This is a genomic window from Providencia sp. PROV119 (genome assembly GCF_028482435.1).
Lineage (GTDB): Bacteria > Pseudomonadota > Gammaproteobacteria > Enterobacterales > Enterobacteriaceae > Providencia > Providencia stuartii.
This window is the reverse complement of the sequence record NZ_JAMPQL010000014.1, coordinates 55,046-70,813: the sequence shown is the minus strand read 5'-3', so window position 1 is coordinate 70,813 and position 15,768 is coordinate 55,046. Positions and strand designations below refer to the sequence as shown.

Genomic DNA, 15,768 nt, shown 5'->3' with positions numbered 1-15,768 from the left:
TAATAGATGAACTCGGCACGTTATCATGCGTGTCGAAAAAATAGGCAGTAAATTGGATATCACTGCTGTCAGTAAATGACTTTCACAAACCCATTGCGGCAATAGGTTTCATATTCATCAGCGAGTTGCCGATTGGTAATAATGACATCAAATTGCGAAAGTTCCCCCATATTGGCCGTGGCGACTTCATCAAACAGGTTGTATTTGGCGAGCAAAATTTTGCGGATTGATTTTTCCATCGCTTTTTTCTTCATTGCTAAATCGTCTAAGTTATAGCATGTGACGCCATAGTGACTATGAATACCGGCAGCCGAGATAAAGGCTTTTTTCGGGTTAATCGAATCAAGGAGAGAAGGTTGGGTCGGGTTATAAAATGAGTCGCTTTTAGGGCGATATTCCCCCCCACAGAGTAATGCGGTGGCATTTTTTTTCTGGCTTAGAGCCAAAAAAACGTTATGTGAATAACAAATCCCTGTAAAGCTTATCTCTTCTGGGATCAAGGCGATTAAGGTGGCCATTTCGATCCCATTATCGAAAAAGATCACATCGTCTTCTGACACCATACTCGCCGCTAAATTGGGGATATGTAGCTCTTCGGTTTGATCGGGGGTAAAGATGTCGGCTTGAGGATCATTTTGTGCCAGTGAGGAAGGTTGGGTGACAGAAACGATATAACCACCAAGCAGAGACATTGGAATAGGCCCTTCGGTCTCGGCATTCAGATCACGGCGGATCGTCATTTCAGAGACTTCAAGTATTCTTGCGGCATCTTTAAGGTGAATTCTTCCTGAGCGTTTAATACATTCACTCAAACGACGAAGGCGTTCTTTTTGTTTCGTTTCTATCACCGATCAATCCTTTCTTTATTGGCGCGGGCTAACCGCGCCCCAACATTTAGTAGCCATTAGAGGTTACACTGTTTCCCGAAACAATCGCTACACTGGCACTTGCCCCAACGCGATTAGCTCCGGCTTTGATCATTTTTTCTGCGGTTTCGCGATCACGCACACCACCTGATGCTTTAACGCCGATTTTATCACCAACGACTTTACGCATTAACGCGACATGGTGCTCTGTAGCGCCCATTGTACTGAAACCTGTTGAAGTTTTCACAAAACCAACGTTTAATGTGCGGCAAATTTCACAAACTTGGGTGATTTCATCATCGGTTAATAGGCAAGTTTCCAAAATAACTTTTAAAGTTGCCTCACCACAAGCCGCTAAAACGGCGGCAATATCTTGGCGAACGAACTCAAGGTCACCACTTTTTAGCATACCAACGTTAATCACCATATCAACTTCATTAGCACCACGGCGTACGGCTTCTGCGGCTTCAAATGCTTTGGCCTCAGTTAAGCATGCACCGAGCGGAAAGCCTACCACACAACAGACCATAACATCGCTGTTTTTCAGACATTCGCTGGCTAAAGGAACATAACCTGTGTTCACGCAGACAGAAGCAAAGTGGTGCTCTGCGGCTTCGGCACAAAGCTGTTTGATGTCATTGACGGTTGCATTGGCGGCCAACAGAGTATGATCGATATATTGTGCTATATTTTTCATGTAAATTTTTCCTATTGAGAATAGAGAGAGTCAATAATAAGGAATGAAAAAATGTGGCGGATATGACACTTGCTCATTCGTTATTCGCGATCTTAATCACGAATGATATTTATGCAACATGATAATGTTAATATAGTATCATAATGTGATTTATTTAACATGAGAGGCGTTATGGATATAGCAGTTATAGGTTCAAATATGGTCGATCTGATCACTTATACGGATCAGATGCCAAAAGAGGGTGAGACCTTGGAGGCGCCTGCATTTAAAATCGGCTGTGGTGGTAAAGGTGCCAATCAAGCGGTTGCTGCGGCAAAACTTAATTCAAAAGTGATTATGTTAACAAAAGTCGGTGATGATATTTTTGCTGATAACACCATTCGTAATCTTGAGTCTTATGGTATTAACACCCGTTATGTGGAAAAAGTGCCATGTACTTCTAGCGGTGTAGCACCGATTTTTGTTAATCCGAATTCTGCTAATCGCATTCTCATTGTGAAAGGAGCAAATAAATTTTTATCCCCTGAAGATATTGAGCGTGCGGCTGACGATTTGAAAAAATGCAAATTGATCGTATTGCAGCTTGAGGTTCAATTAGAAACGGTTTATCACGCGATTGCTTTTGGTAACAAACATAACATTCCTGTATTGCTGAATCCTGCACCAGCACAGCGTACGTTAGATCTTGATTTTGCTTGTCGTTGTGATTTCTTTGTGCCGAATGAAACTGAGCTTGAGATCCTCACTAATATGCCTGTTGATTCGATGGAAAACATCCGCCGTGCAGCCAAGTCTTTGCTCGATAAAGGGTTGAAAAATCTTATCGTCACGTTGGGTGATAAAGGTGCACTCTGGATGACTCGCGATAACGAGTTGTTGATCCCTGCCATTAAAGTGAATGCGGTGGATACCAGTGGTGCAGGGGATGCTTTTATTGGCTGTTTCTCTCATTATTATGTGCATACAGGCAATATCGCGGAAGCTTTGAAAAAGGCTGTCATGTTTTCTGCATTTAGTGTGACAGGTAAAGGAACGCAATCCTCTTATCCAAGTATTGAAGAATTTGCTGAATTCGTGCAGCTTAAATCGTGAATCGCTAAGAGCGAGAGTGGCAATTAGGCTGATAAGCTCATAAGGCTGACTCATGTGAGAAAGTTTTATTCCTTATGGCTAATTATCAGCCTAAATCGATGAGCTGCGGTGCTTACACGCTTCAATTAAATCTTGTAATAGCGACTTCGCTTCGGCAATCACATAAGTTTGGCATTGACTGTCTACCATCATGGCAACTGTCATATTTGCGCCATCCATATCTGGCAATATCTCTGTCATAAAGTGGGTCAGTGTTAGCTTGGTTGCCGTACACTTGGCCCATTGAGCATTAAGATTACGCTGTGCATAGGCTTGAGCAGGCCAAACAGATAATAATAAGCGTCTATTATTATCTCGCATGGTAACAAGCTCCTCTTGGCAGAAAATCACCCAAACTTCCCCCCAATCGGCAACTTTACTGACAAAATAGCGGTATTTTTGTTGTAGATTTAATCGAAGTACAGTATCAATTTCTTTGGGATCAGGGGTAAACATTATGCGTTATATCCATATTAGATAGTCTAAAAAAACAGTTGATAATTGTTGAGAAAATCACGTTTAAAGTTGCTATCTTAGTGAGGTTTTTTTATTGCTGCGTTTGATCCATCAAGAGTTTATCGAAAATAGCGTAGTAGACATATAAGTTTTATTAAAAAGTAAAATGGGCAGCTTGGAGCGGTGAGATATGATTGATTCATTACTCGAAAAATATGCCATTGGCGTTACTATCGTTGCGGTGTGTTTAGCCGTGGCTATTATTTTCGAGATGATAAGTAAAAAACGTAGGCATAAGCATAAGAATAAAAGTATTTTTATTCATGTTATTCAGACCGCTGTGCTGTGTAGTATGGTGATGGTTGCCGCTCAATATTTGGATATGGCGGCAACGGATTTTAATTTAACCTTTATTTCAACTCCGCTGATTAATTTCATCACAGTTGCCATCATTGCGATCATTCTCGTGCGTAAGCTGTTTCAGCTCGTCAATAGACTTGAAAAAACGCAAATAAAAAGAGGAAGTGATCCAACCTCTGCACGTATTATCGCTCGAGTCTTTAAAACCACCATTTTTGTCGTAATGGTTTTACTATTTGGCGAACATTTCGGCATGAGCCTATCGGGGTTGATGGCCTTCGGCGGGATTGGCGGCATTGCTATCGGTATGGCTGGTAAAGATATTCTGAGTAACTTCTTCTCAGGGATCATGCTTTACTTTGATAGGCCTTTTAATATCGGCGATTGGGTTAGCTCACCCGACAGAAACATTGAAGGTACGGTGGTTGAGATTGGTTGGCGAATTACTAAAATTATCACCTTTGACCATCGACCCTTGTATATCCCTAACTCACTCTTTTCATCGATAAGCGTTGAAAACCCTGGGCGTATGACTAACCGCCGAATCAAAACGTCATTAGGTCTGCGCTATGAAGATGCTGATAAAATCGGCGCTATTGTGAGTGATATTCGGACTATGTTGCAACAAGAGCCAAGTATTGATACTGGGCAAACATTATTAGTCTATTTTGATGAGTTTGCGGATTCGTCACTGAATATTATGGTGTATTGTTTTACGAAAACTACCGTGTGGGCCGAATGGTTAGCCGCACAACAAGAAGTCTATTTAAAAATAATTGCCATCGTCAAACAGCATGGTGCGGACTTCGCTTATCCTACACAGACACTGTATATGGAAAAAAACAACTAAGCTCCCAGTTTAGAGAAATTGGCCGACTAATATTCTGCTAATAGGCTTAATGTTAGTCGGTTAATGAATTTCGCACCCATTTCTCCTTGTTTAATGCTGATAACTTAAAAATGGCATAGAAATTTTTTATGCTATTAAACAGTAGGTTATCAAATATTATCTCCTCCCGAAAAATTAGAATTATTCCCGCACTGTATGGCAATTCCAATCTGATTTCCTATCAAGTATATTGTCGGCCTCTTTTCCTCAGCTAACTAAGAGCCAGACTGTTATGAAAAAAATCAATGTGGCATGTAGCCAGGGGGTCGCTATCTACTTTACGGGAGAATTCCAATGGGTAGATATTCGCGATGCACAGTTAAACAATATTGCTGCTGTTGTGCTATCCGAGTTGGATGCCAATCAAGGGCTGTGGAAAAGGGTTGCAGAGAGTAAACTCAGTATTCCGCTGTTTATCATTAGTGATAAACAGCTTCCAGATGATATCCCTCATCCTCCTTATTTAACGGGAATTTTGCCGCCTGCACCGGCTGAGCGTAGTGAAAATAGTCGTCAATTATTTGCAGCGGCAAATCACTATCTTGAACAGCTATTACCGCCATTTTTTGCGCGAATGATGGATTATGCTGCGGGGCATAATGTCACTTTTGCTTGTCCGGGTCATCAAGGTGGACAATTTTTTCGCCGCCATCCAACTGGCGAACAGTTTTACCAATTTTATGGCGAAAACCTATTTCGTACCGACTTGTGTAATGCTGATGTCGCGATGGGAGACCTGCTGATCCATGAAGGGGCTGCGAAAGAAGCACAGAAATTTGCGGCTCGCGTATTTAATGCAGATAAAACCTATTTTGTACTAAACGGCACCTCTTCTTCCAATAAAGTCGTGTTAAATGCCTTGCTAACACCGGGAGACTTGGTTTTATTCGATCGCAATAATCATAAATCAAACCACCATGGCGCCCTGATCCAAGCGGGTGCAACACCGGTTTACCTTGAAACGGCACGTAACCCATTTGGTTTTATCGGGGGAATCGATGCGCATTGTTTTGAAGAGGACTACTTGCGTTCATTGATTAATGACGTCATGCCTGAAAAAAATACGCGTGAACGTCCATTCCGCTTAGCGGTGATCCAGCTCGGTACTTATGACGGCACGGTTTACAATGCAAGGCAGGTTGTCGATAAAATTGGTCATTTATGTGAGTATATTTTGTTCGATTCTGCGTGGGTTGGCTACGAACAATTTATCCCTATGATGCGCCAATGTTCGCCACTATTACTTGAATTAAATGAAAATGATCCTGGTATTATGGTGACTCAATCGGTGCATAAACAATTGGCAGGGTTCTCGCAAGCGTCGCAAATCCATAAAAAAGATAATCATATTAAAGGGCAAGAGCGCTTTGTCTCGCATAAAAAGCTGAATAACGCTTTTATGATGCACGCGTCTACCAGTCCATTTTATCCGCTGTTTGCCTCGTTAGATGTCAATGCGCGTATGCATCAAGGGGATGCAGGGGAAATGATGTGGATGGAGTGCGTAAGACTTGGCATTGAGGTTAGAAAAGCCATTATCAACCACTGCCATTATTTTAGACCCTTTGTGCCTGAATTTGTCGACCGAAAACCATGGCAAGAGTACCCAACGGCGCAAATTGCTTCTGAACAGCGCTTCTTTAATTTTATTCCTAATGAACGTTGGCATGCGTTTGAAGGGTATGCGGAAAATCAATATTTTGTTGACCCTTGTAAGTTGATGCTAACAACGCCGGGTATCGATGCTCAAAGTGGTGAATACGAATCCTTTGGCGTTCCGGCGACTATATTGGCGCATTTCTTACGTGAACATGGTGTGATCCCCGAGAAATGTGACTTAAATTCCATCCTATTTTTACTCACCCCTGCAGAGAGTAAAGAGAAATTAGAGCTACTAGTTACCCATTTGGTTCGTTTTGAACAATTACTGGATGAAGATGCTTCACTGGAAGAAGTGTTACCGTCCGTTTATCAACGCTACCAAGAGCATTATCAAGGCTACACATTACGTCGTTTGTGCCAAGAAATGCACCAGTTGAGTGTTCAGTACAATATTAAGCAATTGCAAAAAGAGATGTTCCGTAAGCAGCATTTTCCGACAGTGAAAATGAACCCACAACAAGCGCACCTTGAGTTTATTCGCGGCAACGTGGAGCTGCTTCCTCTATGTGAGCTAGAAGGGCGTATTGCCGCTGAGGGGGCGCTGCCTTATCCTCCGGGCGTACTGTGTGTGGTGCCCGGTGAAGTTTGGGAAGGGCCTGTCTTGCGTTACTTCCAAGCTTTGGAGGCGGGGATCAACTTGCTTCCGGGATTTGCGCCTGAGCTACAAGGGGTATATATCCCGAAAACAGAAGATGGACAAAAACGTGTCTATGCGCATGTTTTGAAGTAAACATTTTTTAAATCGGCGAAAGCTCATAGATTTTACTTTGTTAGCTGGTTACATTGGGAGCTTTAATAAAAGGCTCCCTTTTAATTCAATAAGGTAAGGTGTATGGCAAAGAAAATCATCCTTGATTGCGACCCCGGACATGACGATGCAATTGCGATGCTATTAGCTTATGGCAACCCTGAAATTGACTTACTGGCAGTGACGACCGTTGCTGGTAACCAAACGCTTGAAAAAGTGACTCGCAATGCCTTAGCCGTTGCTGAAATGGCAAAAATTCGTGGTATTCCTTTTGCTGCCGGCTCCTCACGACCACTGGTACGTGAAGTTGAAATTGCCCCCGATATTCATGGTGACTCTGGGTTAGATGGTCCTCAACTACCTGAGCCATCGTTGACTTTGGAAAACTGCCATGCGGTAGAATTGATCATTAAATTGATCATGTCGCATCCACCCAAAACAATCACTTTAGTGCCTACTGGGGCGCTAACCAATATCGCATTAGCCGCAAGGTTGGAGCCACGTATCGTCGAACGCGTCAAAGAAGTCGTGCTGATGGGCGGAGGCTACCATGTAGGAAATTGGAGTCCTGTGGCTGAGTTTAATATCAAAATTGATCCAGAAGCGGCACATATTGTTTTTAATGAAAAATGGCCACTAACGATGGTTGGTTTAGATCTCACCCATCAAGCGCTTGCCACCACAGATATCGTTGCTAACATTGCTGACGTGGGAACACCCTGCGCGAAATTTGTCGTCGAATTACTCGATTTCTTTGGCAAAATGTATAAACAAGCACAAGGATTTGATGCTCCACCAGTGCATGATCCCTGTGCCGTTGCCTATGTTATCGACCCTTCCGTCATGACGACACAGCGCGTACCTGTAGATATTGAACTGACAGGAACTCTCACCCTTGGAATGACTGTGGCCGATTTCCGCCATCCGGCTCCTGAAGATTGCCATACTCAGGTTGCCGTCAAACTCGATCATGCTAAGTTTTGGCAATTGGTCGTCGATGCATTAAAAAATATTGGTTAGTGAATAAGACAGTTTATAGGATAAATAAGATAAAAAACTGACGTTCGATAATCACGCTGTAGTTTAAGGAATATATGGATGAATCAAGAACTTGAAGATTTACCTTACGATACGTTAATCGAGCGAAGTATGAATGCTCTACAGCATAAAAGCCAATTCCACTGTGATACTTGGCATCTTGATCAGGCGAGTTGGTCAGTCGATCAAGAAGAGGGCACAATTGTTTTTCATGCTCCAGACGGTCTCGTTGCTGTTGCTCCCGTGCAAATCATTGGTACTTATGATCAAAACCAAGGGAGTTGGATGTGGGGATGGGCAAATAGCTCGATTGAGGAGCCATTGTTACAAGACGCATTGGCTGTACAAGAATTTGCTGAACGCAAAGGTTATGAGCAGCTTACCGATGCGATGTGTGACATCTCGGAAAATGAAGCATGGCTATTTACGGCACTCGCTTGCGAATTGAATCAGCAGCAAGGGGCTTATCGTGGGGTCGCAGGGAGCACATTGATTTTTATGACCTTTGGTGAGGTCAAACTGCATAAAACCCAAGCATAATCATGGGTTATGATTGCCATAATGTTATATTTTAAATAGGAGCCCACAGTATGCTGGCGATTGCGCTTGAAGCGGCAAAATCAGTCAGAGCGATGACCGTAGAAGCATTTCAAGGTGCGGGCAGTTTTGACTATAAGCCCGACCGTTCAGTGGTCACGGAAACAGATTTACGTGTTGAGTCGGCATTGCGTGAGCACTTTGCCCAACACACACCGGATGTGCCGATCCTTGGTGAAGAATTTGGCCTTGAAGGCGATACTGTTTTTGAATCTGGATGGGTGATTGACCCGATTGATGGCACGCGTGCCTTTATTTATGGCATTCCACTCTTTAGCACTTTGATTGCTTATGTTGAAAAGGGGGAGCCTATCGTTGGGGTGATCAGCTTCCCTGTCATTTCAACGGTAGTTTACGCAGCAAAAGGGCAAGGTTGCTACTTGGAAACACATAACGGTTTATCTCGGCGGCTAACATTAGGTACTGATGCGCCTAAAGAGGTCGCTAATGCCGTCATTTCCGCATCGGGGATCCACAGTAGCACTTACAATCAACGAGAAGGTACAACGATTTACCATCTTGACCGTGTTGTCAGTTGCGCTCGCGACTTTATTTTTGCCAACGATGCTTACCAGCATGCCATGGTGGCAACAGGGCGTCTACATGGGGCCATTGATACGATTATGAAACCGTGGGATAGCGCAGCATTGATACCATGTATTCGTGAAGCGGGGGGGGATGTATGTTCGTTAAGTGGTGAGCGCGATAACGTCATGTTTAGTGGCAGCCTATTGAGTGCCTCAACGCCTGAACTTGCCGATCAACTGGTTAAGTTAATGAACCCGTAAATAGAGTAAACTCGACCGTAGGTAATGAAAGTTTCTACTCTAAAAAAATCGGCGTGCTTTATGGCAGCAAATCAGTTTTACGGCGGGGAGCCGTCATTTGTTGAGGACACCAAAGCCATGGTGTCCTTAGTCGTGTTTCCAATACAGCAAAAACAGATTAAATAGGTTAAGATACACCGAAACACGTCAAATATAAAAATGACTGAAAACAAGGTTTTTCAAGGTATGACAGGCTATAAAAACATAAATCGATTTTCCGTTGCGCCGATGCTCGACTGGACTGACCGCCATTGCCGATATTTTCATCGCTTATTGAGCAAAAATACGTTGCTCTATACTGAAATGGTTACAACAGGTGCCATTATTCATGGTAAGGGCGATTATCTGGCATTTAGTGAAGAAGAGCAGCCAGTAGCATTACAGCTGGGGGGGAGCGACCCTGAGGCATTAGCGCAATGTGCAAAGTTGGCGCAAGAGCGTGGTTATGATGAAATCAACCTCAATGTTGGTTGCCCTTCAGACCGCGTACAAAATGGTCGTTTTGGCGCTTGCCTAATGGCGGATGCTCAGCTTGTGGCTGATTGCGTGAAAGCGATGCAGGATGTTGTGTCGATACCTGTCACAGTGAAAACACGCATTGGCATTGATGAGCAAGATAGCTACGAATTCCTGTGTGATTTTATTGATACCGTCTCAACTAAAGGCGGTTGTGAAATGTTTATCATCCATGCGCGTAAGGCGTGGTTATCCGGCCTAAGTCCGAAAGAAAACCGTGAAATTCCTCCATTGGACTATCCGCGCGTTTATCAGCTAAAACGGGATTTTCCCCACTTAACCATGGCGATTAACGGGGGAATAAAAACACTGGAAGAGGCAAAAGAGCATTTACGTCACCTTGATGGCGTGATGGTAGGGCGTGAAGCCTATCAAAATCCCTCTATTTTGACCGCGGTAGATAACCAATTATTCGATAGCCAATTACCCGTGGTGAATGCGGTGGATGCTGTGCGCCAAATGTTCCCGTATATCGAAAAAGAGTTATCACAAGGCACTTATCTTGGTCATATCACTCGTCATATGTTAGGGATATTTCAAGGAATACCCGGTGCTCGCCAATGGCGGCGCTATTTGAGTGAAAATGCCCATAAGAAAGGGGCTGATTTGGCGGTGGTCGAGCAGGCTCTTGCATTCGTCACCCGCGACCAATTGTAGTGTGAGGTGCCAACCGTCGTTGGCATCTCACTCAAAATTATGGGATTAGCAGGCTAGAGCCTTGGGTTTTTCTCGACTCTAATGTGCGGTGGGCCGTTTGCACATCTTTCAAGGCAAAGATCTGTTTTTCAGGGACATCCACATTCAATTTGCCACTTAAGATCATATCAAACAGCGCATGGCTTGCCTGATCTAACTCCGCCCGATTAGTGACATAGACCCCTAATGATGGGCGAGTGACGTATAAGCCGCCTTTTTGGTTTAAAATCCCTAAGTTCACGCCGGTCACAGGGCCGGATGCGTTACCAAAGCTCACCATTAAACCTCGGCGTTTTAGTGAATCTAATGAGGCAATCCAAGTTGATTGGCCCACTGAGTCGTACACGACATTCACCTTTTCACCTTGAGTGATCTCTTTGACTCGTGCCGCGATATCTTCTGTTTGATAATTGATGACTTCCCATGCCCCCGCCGCTTTAGCGCGCTCTGCTTTTTCAGCGCTGCCAACGGTACCAATCATTTTAGCGCCAAGCGCTTTTGCCCATTGGCAAGCAATCAGGCCTACACCACCCGCAGCCGCATGGAATAAAAAGATTTCATCTCGTTTGATTTGATAGGTTTGATTCAGCAGATAATAGACAGTCATACCTTTCAGGCCACAGGCGGCAGCCTGTTGAAATGAAATTCCATCAGGAAGATGGGCAACAGCATGTTCAGGAACATTATGAACTTCACTATAAGCACCTAGCGGGCCTTGAGCATACATCACTCGGTCACCTGGGCGAAAACCTGTCACTTGGGAGCCGGTTTTTACCACAATGCCCGCAGCTTCAGTACCAAGCCCCGATGGTAAACTCGCGACGGGGTATAACCCACTACGGACATAAGTATCAATATAGTTGATGCCGATTGCATGATTTTCTATCTGAATTTCGTTATCGGCAGGCTCTTTTAGGTCGAAATCGGAATAGCTGAGAACTTCTGGGCCACCATGTTGTGCAAATTCAATACGTTTTACCATGATCATCTCCGATAGGAACAGTCTGCTTGTACTTGTCGTATAATCAAATTACCGGCTGGATGATGGGCAGACAACGCCCATTTTCTCATCGCTGGCTCAATAGGGATAATTTCTTGCCTTCAACAAACAACACAAATGATTTCGCGTTTGATTTGCCTACCATATCAATCACGCAATAATAACGCTATGGTTTGATGATAGAATTATTGGTTAGTGCCACAACGACGAAAGGCACAATACCCGTTAGAAAAACACAAAGAAAGCCAACGTCAGTAACAAGTTTGGCGTATACTAATGTGCTAGTTAATTATGGATGTGGATAAGAAAGTATGGCTAAGAAATACCCTTCAGAAAACAAGTACAGTGCGCCGCGCGATCAGCAAATGGAAGGCTTAAAACTTCCACCACACTCTATCGAAGCCGAGCAGTCTGTATTGGGAGGGTTGATGCTGGATAATGACCGTTGGGATACTGTTTCCGAGCGTGTCACCCATGCAGACTTTTACAGTCATCCGCATCGTACCATTTTTGCTCAAATGCAAACTCTGCTCGAGCAGGGTAAACCCATCGATTTGATCACATTATCCGAATCCCTTGAACAGGAAGGTAAATTGGATGATGTCGGGGGGTTTGCTTACCTTGCCGAGTTATCAAAAAATACCCCAAGTGCTGCGAATATCAATGCTTACGCCGACATCGTCCGCGAACGTGCTGTTGTGCGTGACATGATCAAAGTCGCGAATGATATCGCCGATGCGGGTTACGACCCACAGGGGCGTAGCAGTGAAGATTTACTCGATTTTGCCGAAACGAAGGTGTTCCAAATTGCAGAGTCGAGAGCGAATAAGGACGAAGGGCCAAAAGATATTGAAGCAATTTTGGCTGAAACCATTGAAAAAATAGAAAAACTGTATCAGCAACCTCACGATGGTGTGACAGGGGTGTCGACAGGTTACCAAGATCTCGATAAGAAAACGGCGGGTCTACAAGGCTCTGACCTTATTATTGTTGCAGCTCGTCCATCAATGGGGAAAACCACTTTTGCGATGAACTTGTGTGAAAATGCAGCGATGACGGAAGAAAAACCCGTGTTGATCTTCAGTTTGGAGATGCCCGGTAGCCAGATCATGATGCGTATGTTGGCCTCCTTATCGCGTGTTGATCAAACACGTATTCGTACAGGCCAGCTTGACGACGAGGACTGGGCGCGTATTTCTAGCACCATGGGGATTCTGTCAGAAAAGCGCAACATGTACATCGATGACTCCTCTGGCTTAACACCAACAGAAGTACGTTCCCGTGCGCGTCGTATCTATCGAGAGCATGGTGGTTTAAGTCTGATTATGATTGACTATTTACAGTTAATGAGAGTCCCTGCATTATCGGATAACCGTACACTTGAAATTGCTGAAATTTCTCGGTCACTGAAGGCATTAGCTAAAGAACTTAATGTGCCTGTTGTGGCGCTATCACAGCTTAACCGGAGCTTGGAACAACGCGCGGATAAACGTCCAGTCAACTCAGACTTACGTGAATCAGGCTCTATTGAGCAGGATGCTGACCTTATTATGTTTATCTATCGTGATGAGGTTTATCACGATAACAGTGACTTGAAAGGGGTGGCGGAAATCATTATCGGTAAACAGCGTAACGGTCCGATTGGTACGGTTCGATTAACGTTCAATGGTCAATGGTCTCGCTTTGATAACTATGCGGGGCCTGCCTATGACGATGAGTGATCTGTCATACTAAAAGCGGCAGTGTTGTTGACTAGGCTCATGTGGGCTAGTCAGATGAGTATGTATGCAGCAAGCGGCTTATCTATCTTTGGCGCTGAGCTGCATCTTGGATGATTTATAAGAAAGTAAAAAGAGGACATAATGAAAGCGGCAACCGCTTTAATTAACCGCCGCGCTCTGCGACATAATCTGCAACGAGTTAGAGAACTCGCACCACACAGCCGTTTAATTGCCATTGTTAAAGCAAATGCTTATGGCCATGGATTAACCGAAGTCAGCACCACCCTTGAAGATCTCGTTGATGGTTTTGGTGTCGCCCGACTTAAAGAAGCTCTGGCACTGAGGGAACGAGGGATAACGGCTCCTATTGTATTACTTGAAGGTTTTTTCGAACATTCTGATCTCCCCTTGTTAGTGGAACATCAAATCGATACGGTTATCCACTGTGTTGAACAGCTTGCAATGCTGGAAGCAACCGAATTGGCGAACCCGATTAAAGTTTGGATGAAACTCGACACAGGCATGCACCGCTTAGGCGTGTTGCCTCAAGATGCGGAAGCATTCTATCAGCGCTTGCAAGCGTGTAAAAACGTCAAACACCCCATCAATATTATCAGCCATTTCTGTCAGGCTGATGAACCTGAATTACCGACAACAGCAAATCAAATTCACTGCTTTAAACAGTTTGTTGCCAATAAGGCCGGAGAAAAATCGATTGCGGCATCGGCAGGGATCTTATTATGGCCAGATGCCCATTATGACTGGGTTAGGCCGGGGATCATCATGTATGGTGCCTCCCCTCAAGAAGGCACATCCGCCGAGCATTTTGGCTTACAAAGTGTGATGACACTAAAATCAACATTGATTGCTGTTAGGGAGCATGCTGCTGGGCAATGTGTGGGTTATGGTGCAACATGGTGTAGCCAGCGTGACACTCGGTTGGGCGTTGTTGCGATAGGTTATGGTGATGGTTATCCCCGAAGCGCGCCTTCAGGTACGCCAGTTTTGGTAAATGGGCGAAAAGTGCCTATTGTAGGACGAGTTTCAATGGATATGATCACCGTTGATCTTGGGCCAAATGCCAATGATAAAGTGGGTGATGAGGTGATTTTATGGGGGAAATCTCTGCCAGTTGAAGAAATCGCCGCACAAACAGGCATTATCAATTATGAGTTACTGACTAAATTAACCTCAAGAGTTGTCATGGAATATGTAGACGAATAGCAAACAAAGGGTTATTTTCAAAAGACGAAACAAAAAAATATTATTTTTATCTGATTATGGAGATGTACTGTGTACCAACATGTTGATTCTTACCCGGGCGATCCGATCTTATCGCTGATGGATGAATTTAATAAAGATACTCGTGAAAACAAGATCAACCTGAGTATCGGCTTATACTATGATGGGGAAGGTAAAACACCTGAGCTGAAAACTGTTGGTCATGCGAAAGCGGAATTAAACAAGTTACCAGCAAGCGCGTCACTGTATTTACCGATGGAAGGTCTCAAAGATTATCGCCTAGAGATCCAAAAATTACTCTTCGGTGCTGATTGTCCTCTTATTGCGCAAGAACGTATCGCGACAGTACAAACTATCGGTGGTTCAGGGGCACTAAAATTGGGTGCGGATTTCCTCAACCATTACTTCCCTAAATCAGAGGTGTGGTGCAGTGACCCTACATGGGAAAACCATGCATCAATTTTCTCTGGAGCAGGTACTAAAGTTCACTATTACCCTTACTTTGATGAAAAGAGCAAAGGGGTAAAATTTGCTGAAATGCTGGCAACATTTAAGACATTGCCAGAAAATAGCATCATTTTAATGCACCCTTGCTGCCATAACCCAACCGGTTCAGATCTCACGCCAGAGCAGTGGGATGAAGTGACTAAAGTGGCTAAGGCACAAAAACTGATCCCATTCTTGGATATTGCATATCAAGGATTTGCGGAAGGTATTGAAGAAGATGCTTATGCTATCCGTGCGATGGTAAAAGCAGGCTTGCCTGTGTTTGTGAGTAATTCATTCTCTAAAATTTTTGGTATCTATGGTGAACGTGCTGGTGGTTTGTCAGTTATTTGTGAAAGCCAAGAAGAACGTGACCGCGTATTAGGCCAATTAAAAGCAGGGGTACGTCGCCTATACTCAAGCCCACCGTCAAATGGGGCTAAAATTGTGGCGCAAGTTCTCACAAACAGTGAACAGAAAGCACAATGGTTGAAGGAAGTTGAAGAGATGCGCGTACGTATTTTAGAAATGCGTACTGTTCTGGTGGATGAACTGAAAAAAGCACTACCAGAAAAAAACTTTGACCATCTGTTAAAACAACGCGGTATGTTTAGTTACACAGGCTTCTCGAAAGAGCAGGTTGCGCGTTTGAAAGATGAGTTTGCTGTCTACTTAGTGGGTACGGGGCGTGTTTGTATGGCTGGTGTAAACCGTCATAATGTTCAACGTATTGTTGAAGCGTTCGCTGCTGTAAGCAAATAATTCGTGAATTATTGATTAAAAAACGCGGGTTTTGCCCTAATGCTTGTCAGTTAAGTCATTAATATCGCCGTAAC

Annotated in this window: 14 protein-coding genes; 10 read left to right on the top strand and 4 right to left on the bottom strand. The window is 44.0% G+C overall.

Annotation, left to right across the window (positions count from 1 at the left end; translation table 11 throughout):
* Positions 1–68: 68 nt before the first annotated feature.
* Together deoR and deoC are read right to left on the bottom strand one after the other, a co-directional pair.
* On the bottom strand, positions 69–848 hold the full coding sequence (gene deoR, locus PSF11_RS13235) for a DNA-binding transcriptional repressor DeoR (protein WP_014656887.1): 780 nt from the start codon (positions 846–848) through the stop codon (positions 69–71).
* 46 nt (positions 849–894) lie between these two features.
* Complete coding sequence (gene deoC / locus PSF11_RS13230) at positions 895–1,563, bottom strand: deoxyribose-phosphate aldolase (protein WP_014656886.1); 669 nt, start codon at positions 1,561–1,563, stop codon at positions 895–897.
* A 171-nt stretch (positions 1,564–1,734) separates the two neighbouring features.
* Here deoC and rbsK point away from each other — a divergent pair, with 171 nt between their 5' ends.
* Entirely contained in the window at positions 1,735–2,655 is a 921-nt protein-coding gene (gene rbsK, locus PSF11_RS13225; RefSeq protein WP_036942016.1) for a ribokinase, read from the top strand.
* Between the two features lie 90 nt (positions 2,656–2,745).
* On the opposite strand, the gene PSF11_RS13220 is transcribed toward rbsK, so the two are convergent.
* The gene (locus tag PSF11_RS13220; protein ID WP_072502555.1) at positions 2,746–3,150 is read right to left on the bottom strand and encodes a DUF2750 domain-containing protein; all 405 of its coding nucleotides are present in this window, start codon (positions 3,148–3,150) and stop codon (positions 2,746–2,748) included.
* 190 nt (positions 3,151–3,340) lie between these two features.
* Between PSF11_RS13220 and PSF11_RS13215 the strand changes: the two genes are divergently transcribed.
* From PSF11_RS13215 to dusA, 6 genes are all read left to right on the top strand, one after another.
* Positions 3,341–4,360, top strand: coding sequence for a mechanosensitive ion channel family protein (locus tag PSF11_RS13215; protein WP_004926073.1), 1,020 nt, complete (start codon positions 3,341–3,343; stop codon positions 4,358–4,360).
* Between the two features lie 271 nt (positions 4,361–4,631).
* The gene (locus PSF11_RS13210) at positions 4,632–6,791 is read left to right on the top strand and encodes an ornithine decarboxylase (protein WP_072502554.1); all 2,160 of its coding nucleotides are present in this window, start codon (positions 4,632–4,634) and stop codon (positions 6,789–6,791) included.
* Positions 6,792–6,893: 102 nt separating this feature from the next.
* A complete protein-coding gene (gene uriH / locus PSF11_RS13205) occupies positions 6,894–7,829 on the top strand; it encodes a uridine-preferring nucleoside hydrolase UriH (protein ID WP_004926079.1) in 936 nt (311 codons plus the stop codon).
* Between the two features lie 78 nt (positions 7,830–7,907).
* Positions 7,908–8,387, top strand: coding sequence for a DUF6882 domain-containing protein (locus PSF11_RS13200; RefSeq protein WP_036942011.1), 480 nt, complete (start codon positions 7,908–7,910; stop codon positions 8,385–8,387).
* A gap of 50 nt (positions 8,388–8,437) precedes the next feature.
* A complete protein-coding gene (locus PSF11_RS13195) occupies positions 8,438–9,232 on the top strand; it encodes an inositol monophosphatase family protein (RefSeq protein WP_081368638.1) in 795 nt (264 codons plus the stop codon).
* A 198-nt stretch (positions 9,233–9,430) separates the two neighbouring features.
* Entirely contained in the window at positions 9,431–10,444 is a 1,014-nt protein-coding gene (gene dusA, locus PSF11_RS13190; RefSeq protein WP_061064665.1) for a tRNA dihydrouridine(20/20a) synthase DusA, read from the top strand.
* A 37-nt stretch (positions 10,445–10,481) separates the two neighbouring features.
* Here dusA and PSF11_RS13185 read toward each other — a convergent pair whose 3' ends face one another.
* Entirely contained in the window at positions 10,482–11,465 is a 984-nt protein-coding gene (locus tag PSF11_RS13185) for an NADPH:quinone reductase (protein ID WP_036942008.1), read from the bottom strand.
* A gap of 329 nt (positions 11,466–11,794) precedes the next feature.
* Between PSF11_RS13185 and dnaB the strand changes: the two genes are divergently transcribed.
* The 3 genes from dnaB (at position 11,795) to PSF11_RS13170 (ending at position 15,694) form a co-directional block, all read left to right on the top strand.
* Positions 11,795–13,204 carry a replicative DNA helicase gene (dnaB, locus tag PSF11_RS13180; protein ID WP_004924545.1) on the top strand — a complete coding sequence of 470 codons (1,410 nt, stop codon included), beginning with the start codon at positions 11,795–11,797 and terminating at the stop codon, positions 13,202–13,204.
* A gap of 141 nt (positions 13,205–13,345) precedes the next feature.
* The gene (gene alr, locus PSF11_RS13175; RefSeq protein WP_004924542.1) at positions 13,346–14,428 is read left to right on the top strand and encodes an alanine racemase; all 1,083 of its coding nucleotides are present in this window, start codon (positions 13,346–13,348) and stop codon (positions 14,426–14,428) included.
* A gap of 69 nt (positions 14,429–14,497) precedes the next feature.
* A complete protein-coding gene (locus tag PSF11_RS13170; protein ID WP_014656877.1) occupies positions 14,498–15,694 on the top strand; it encodes an amino acid aminotransferase in 1,197 nt (398 codons plus the stop codon).
* Positions 15,695–15,768: the final 74 nt, after the last annotated feature.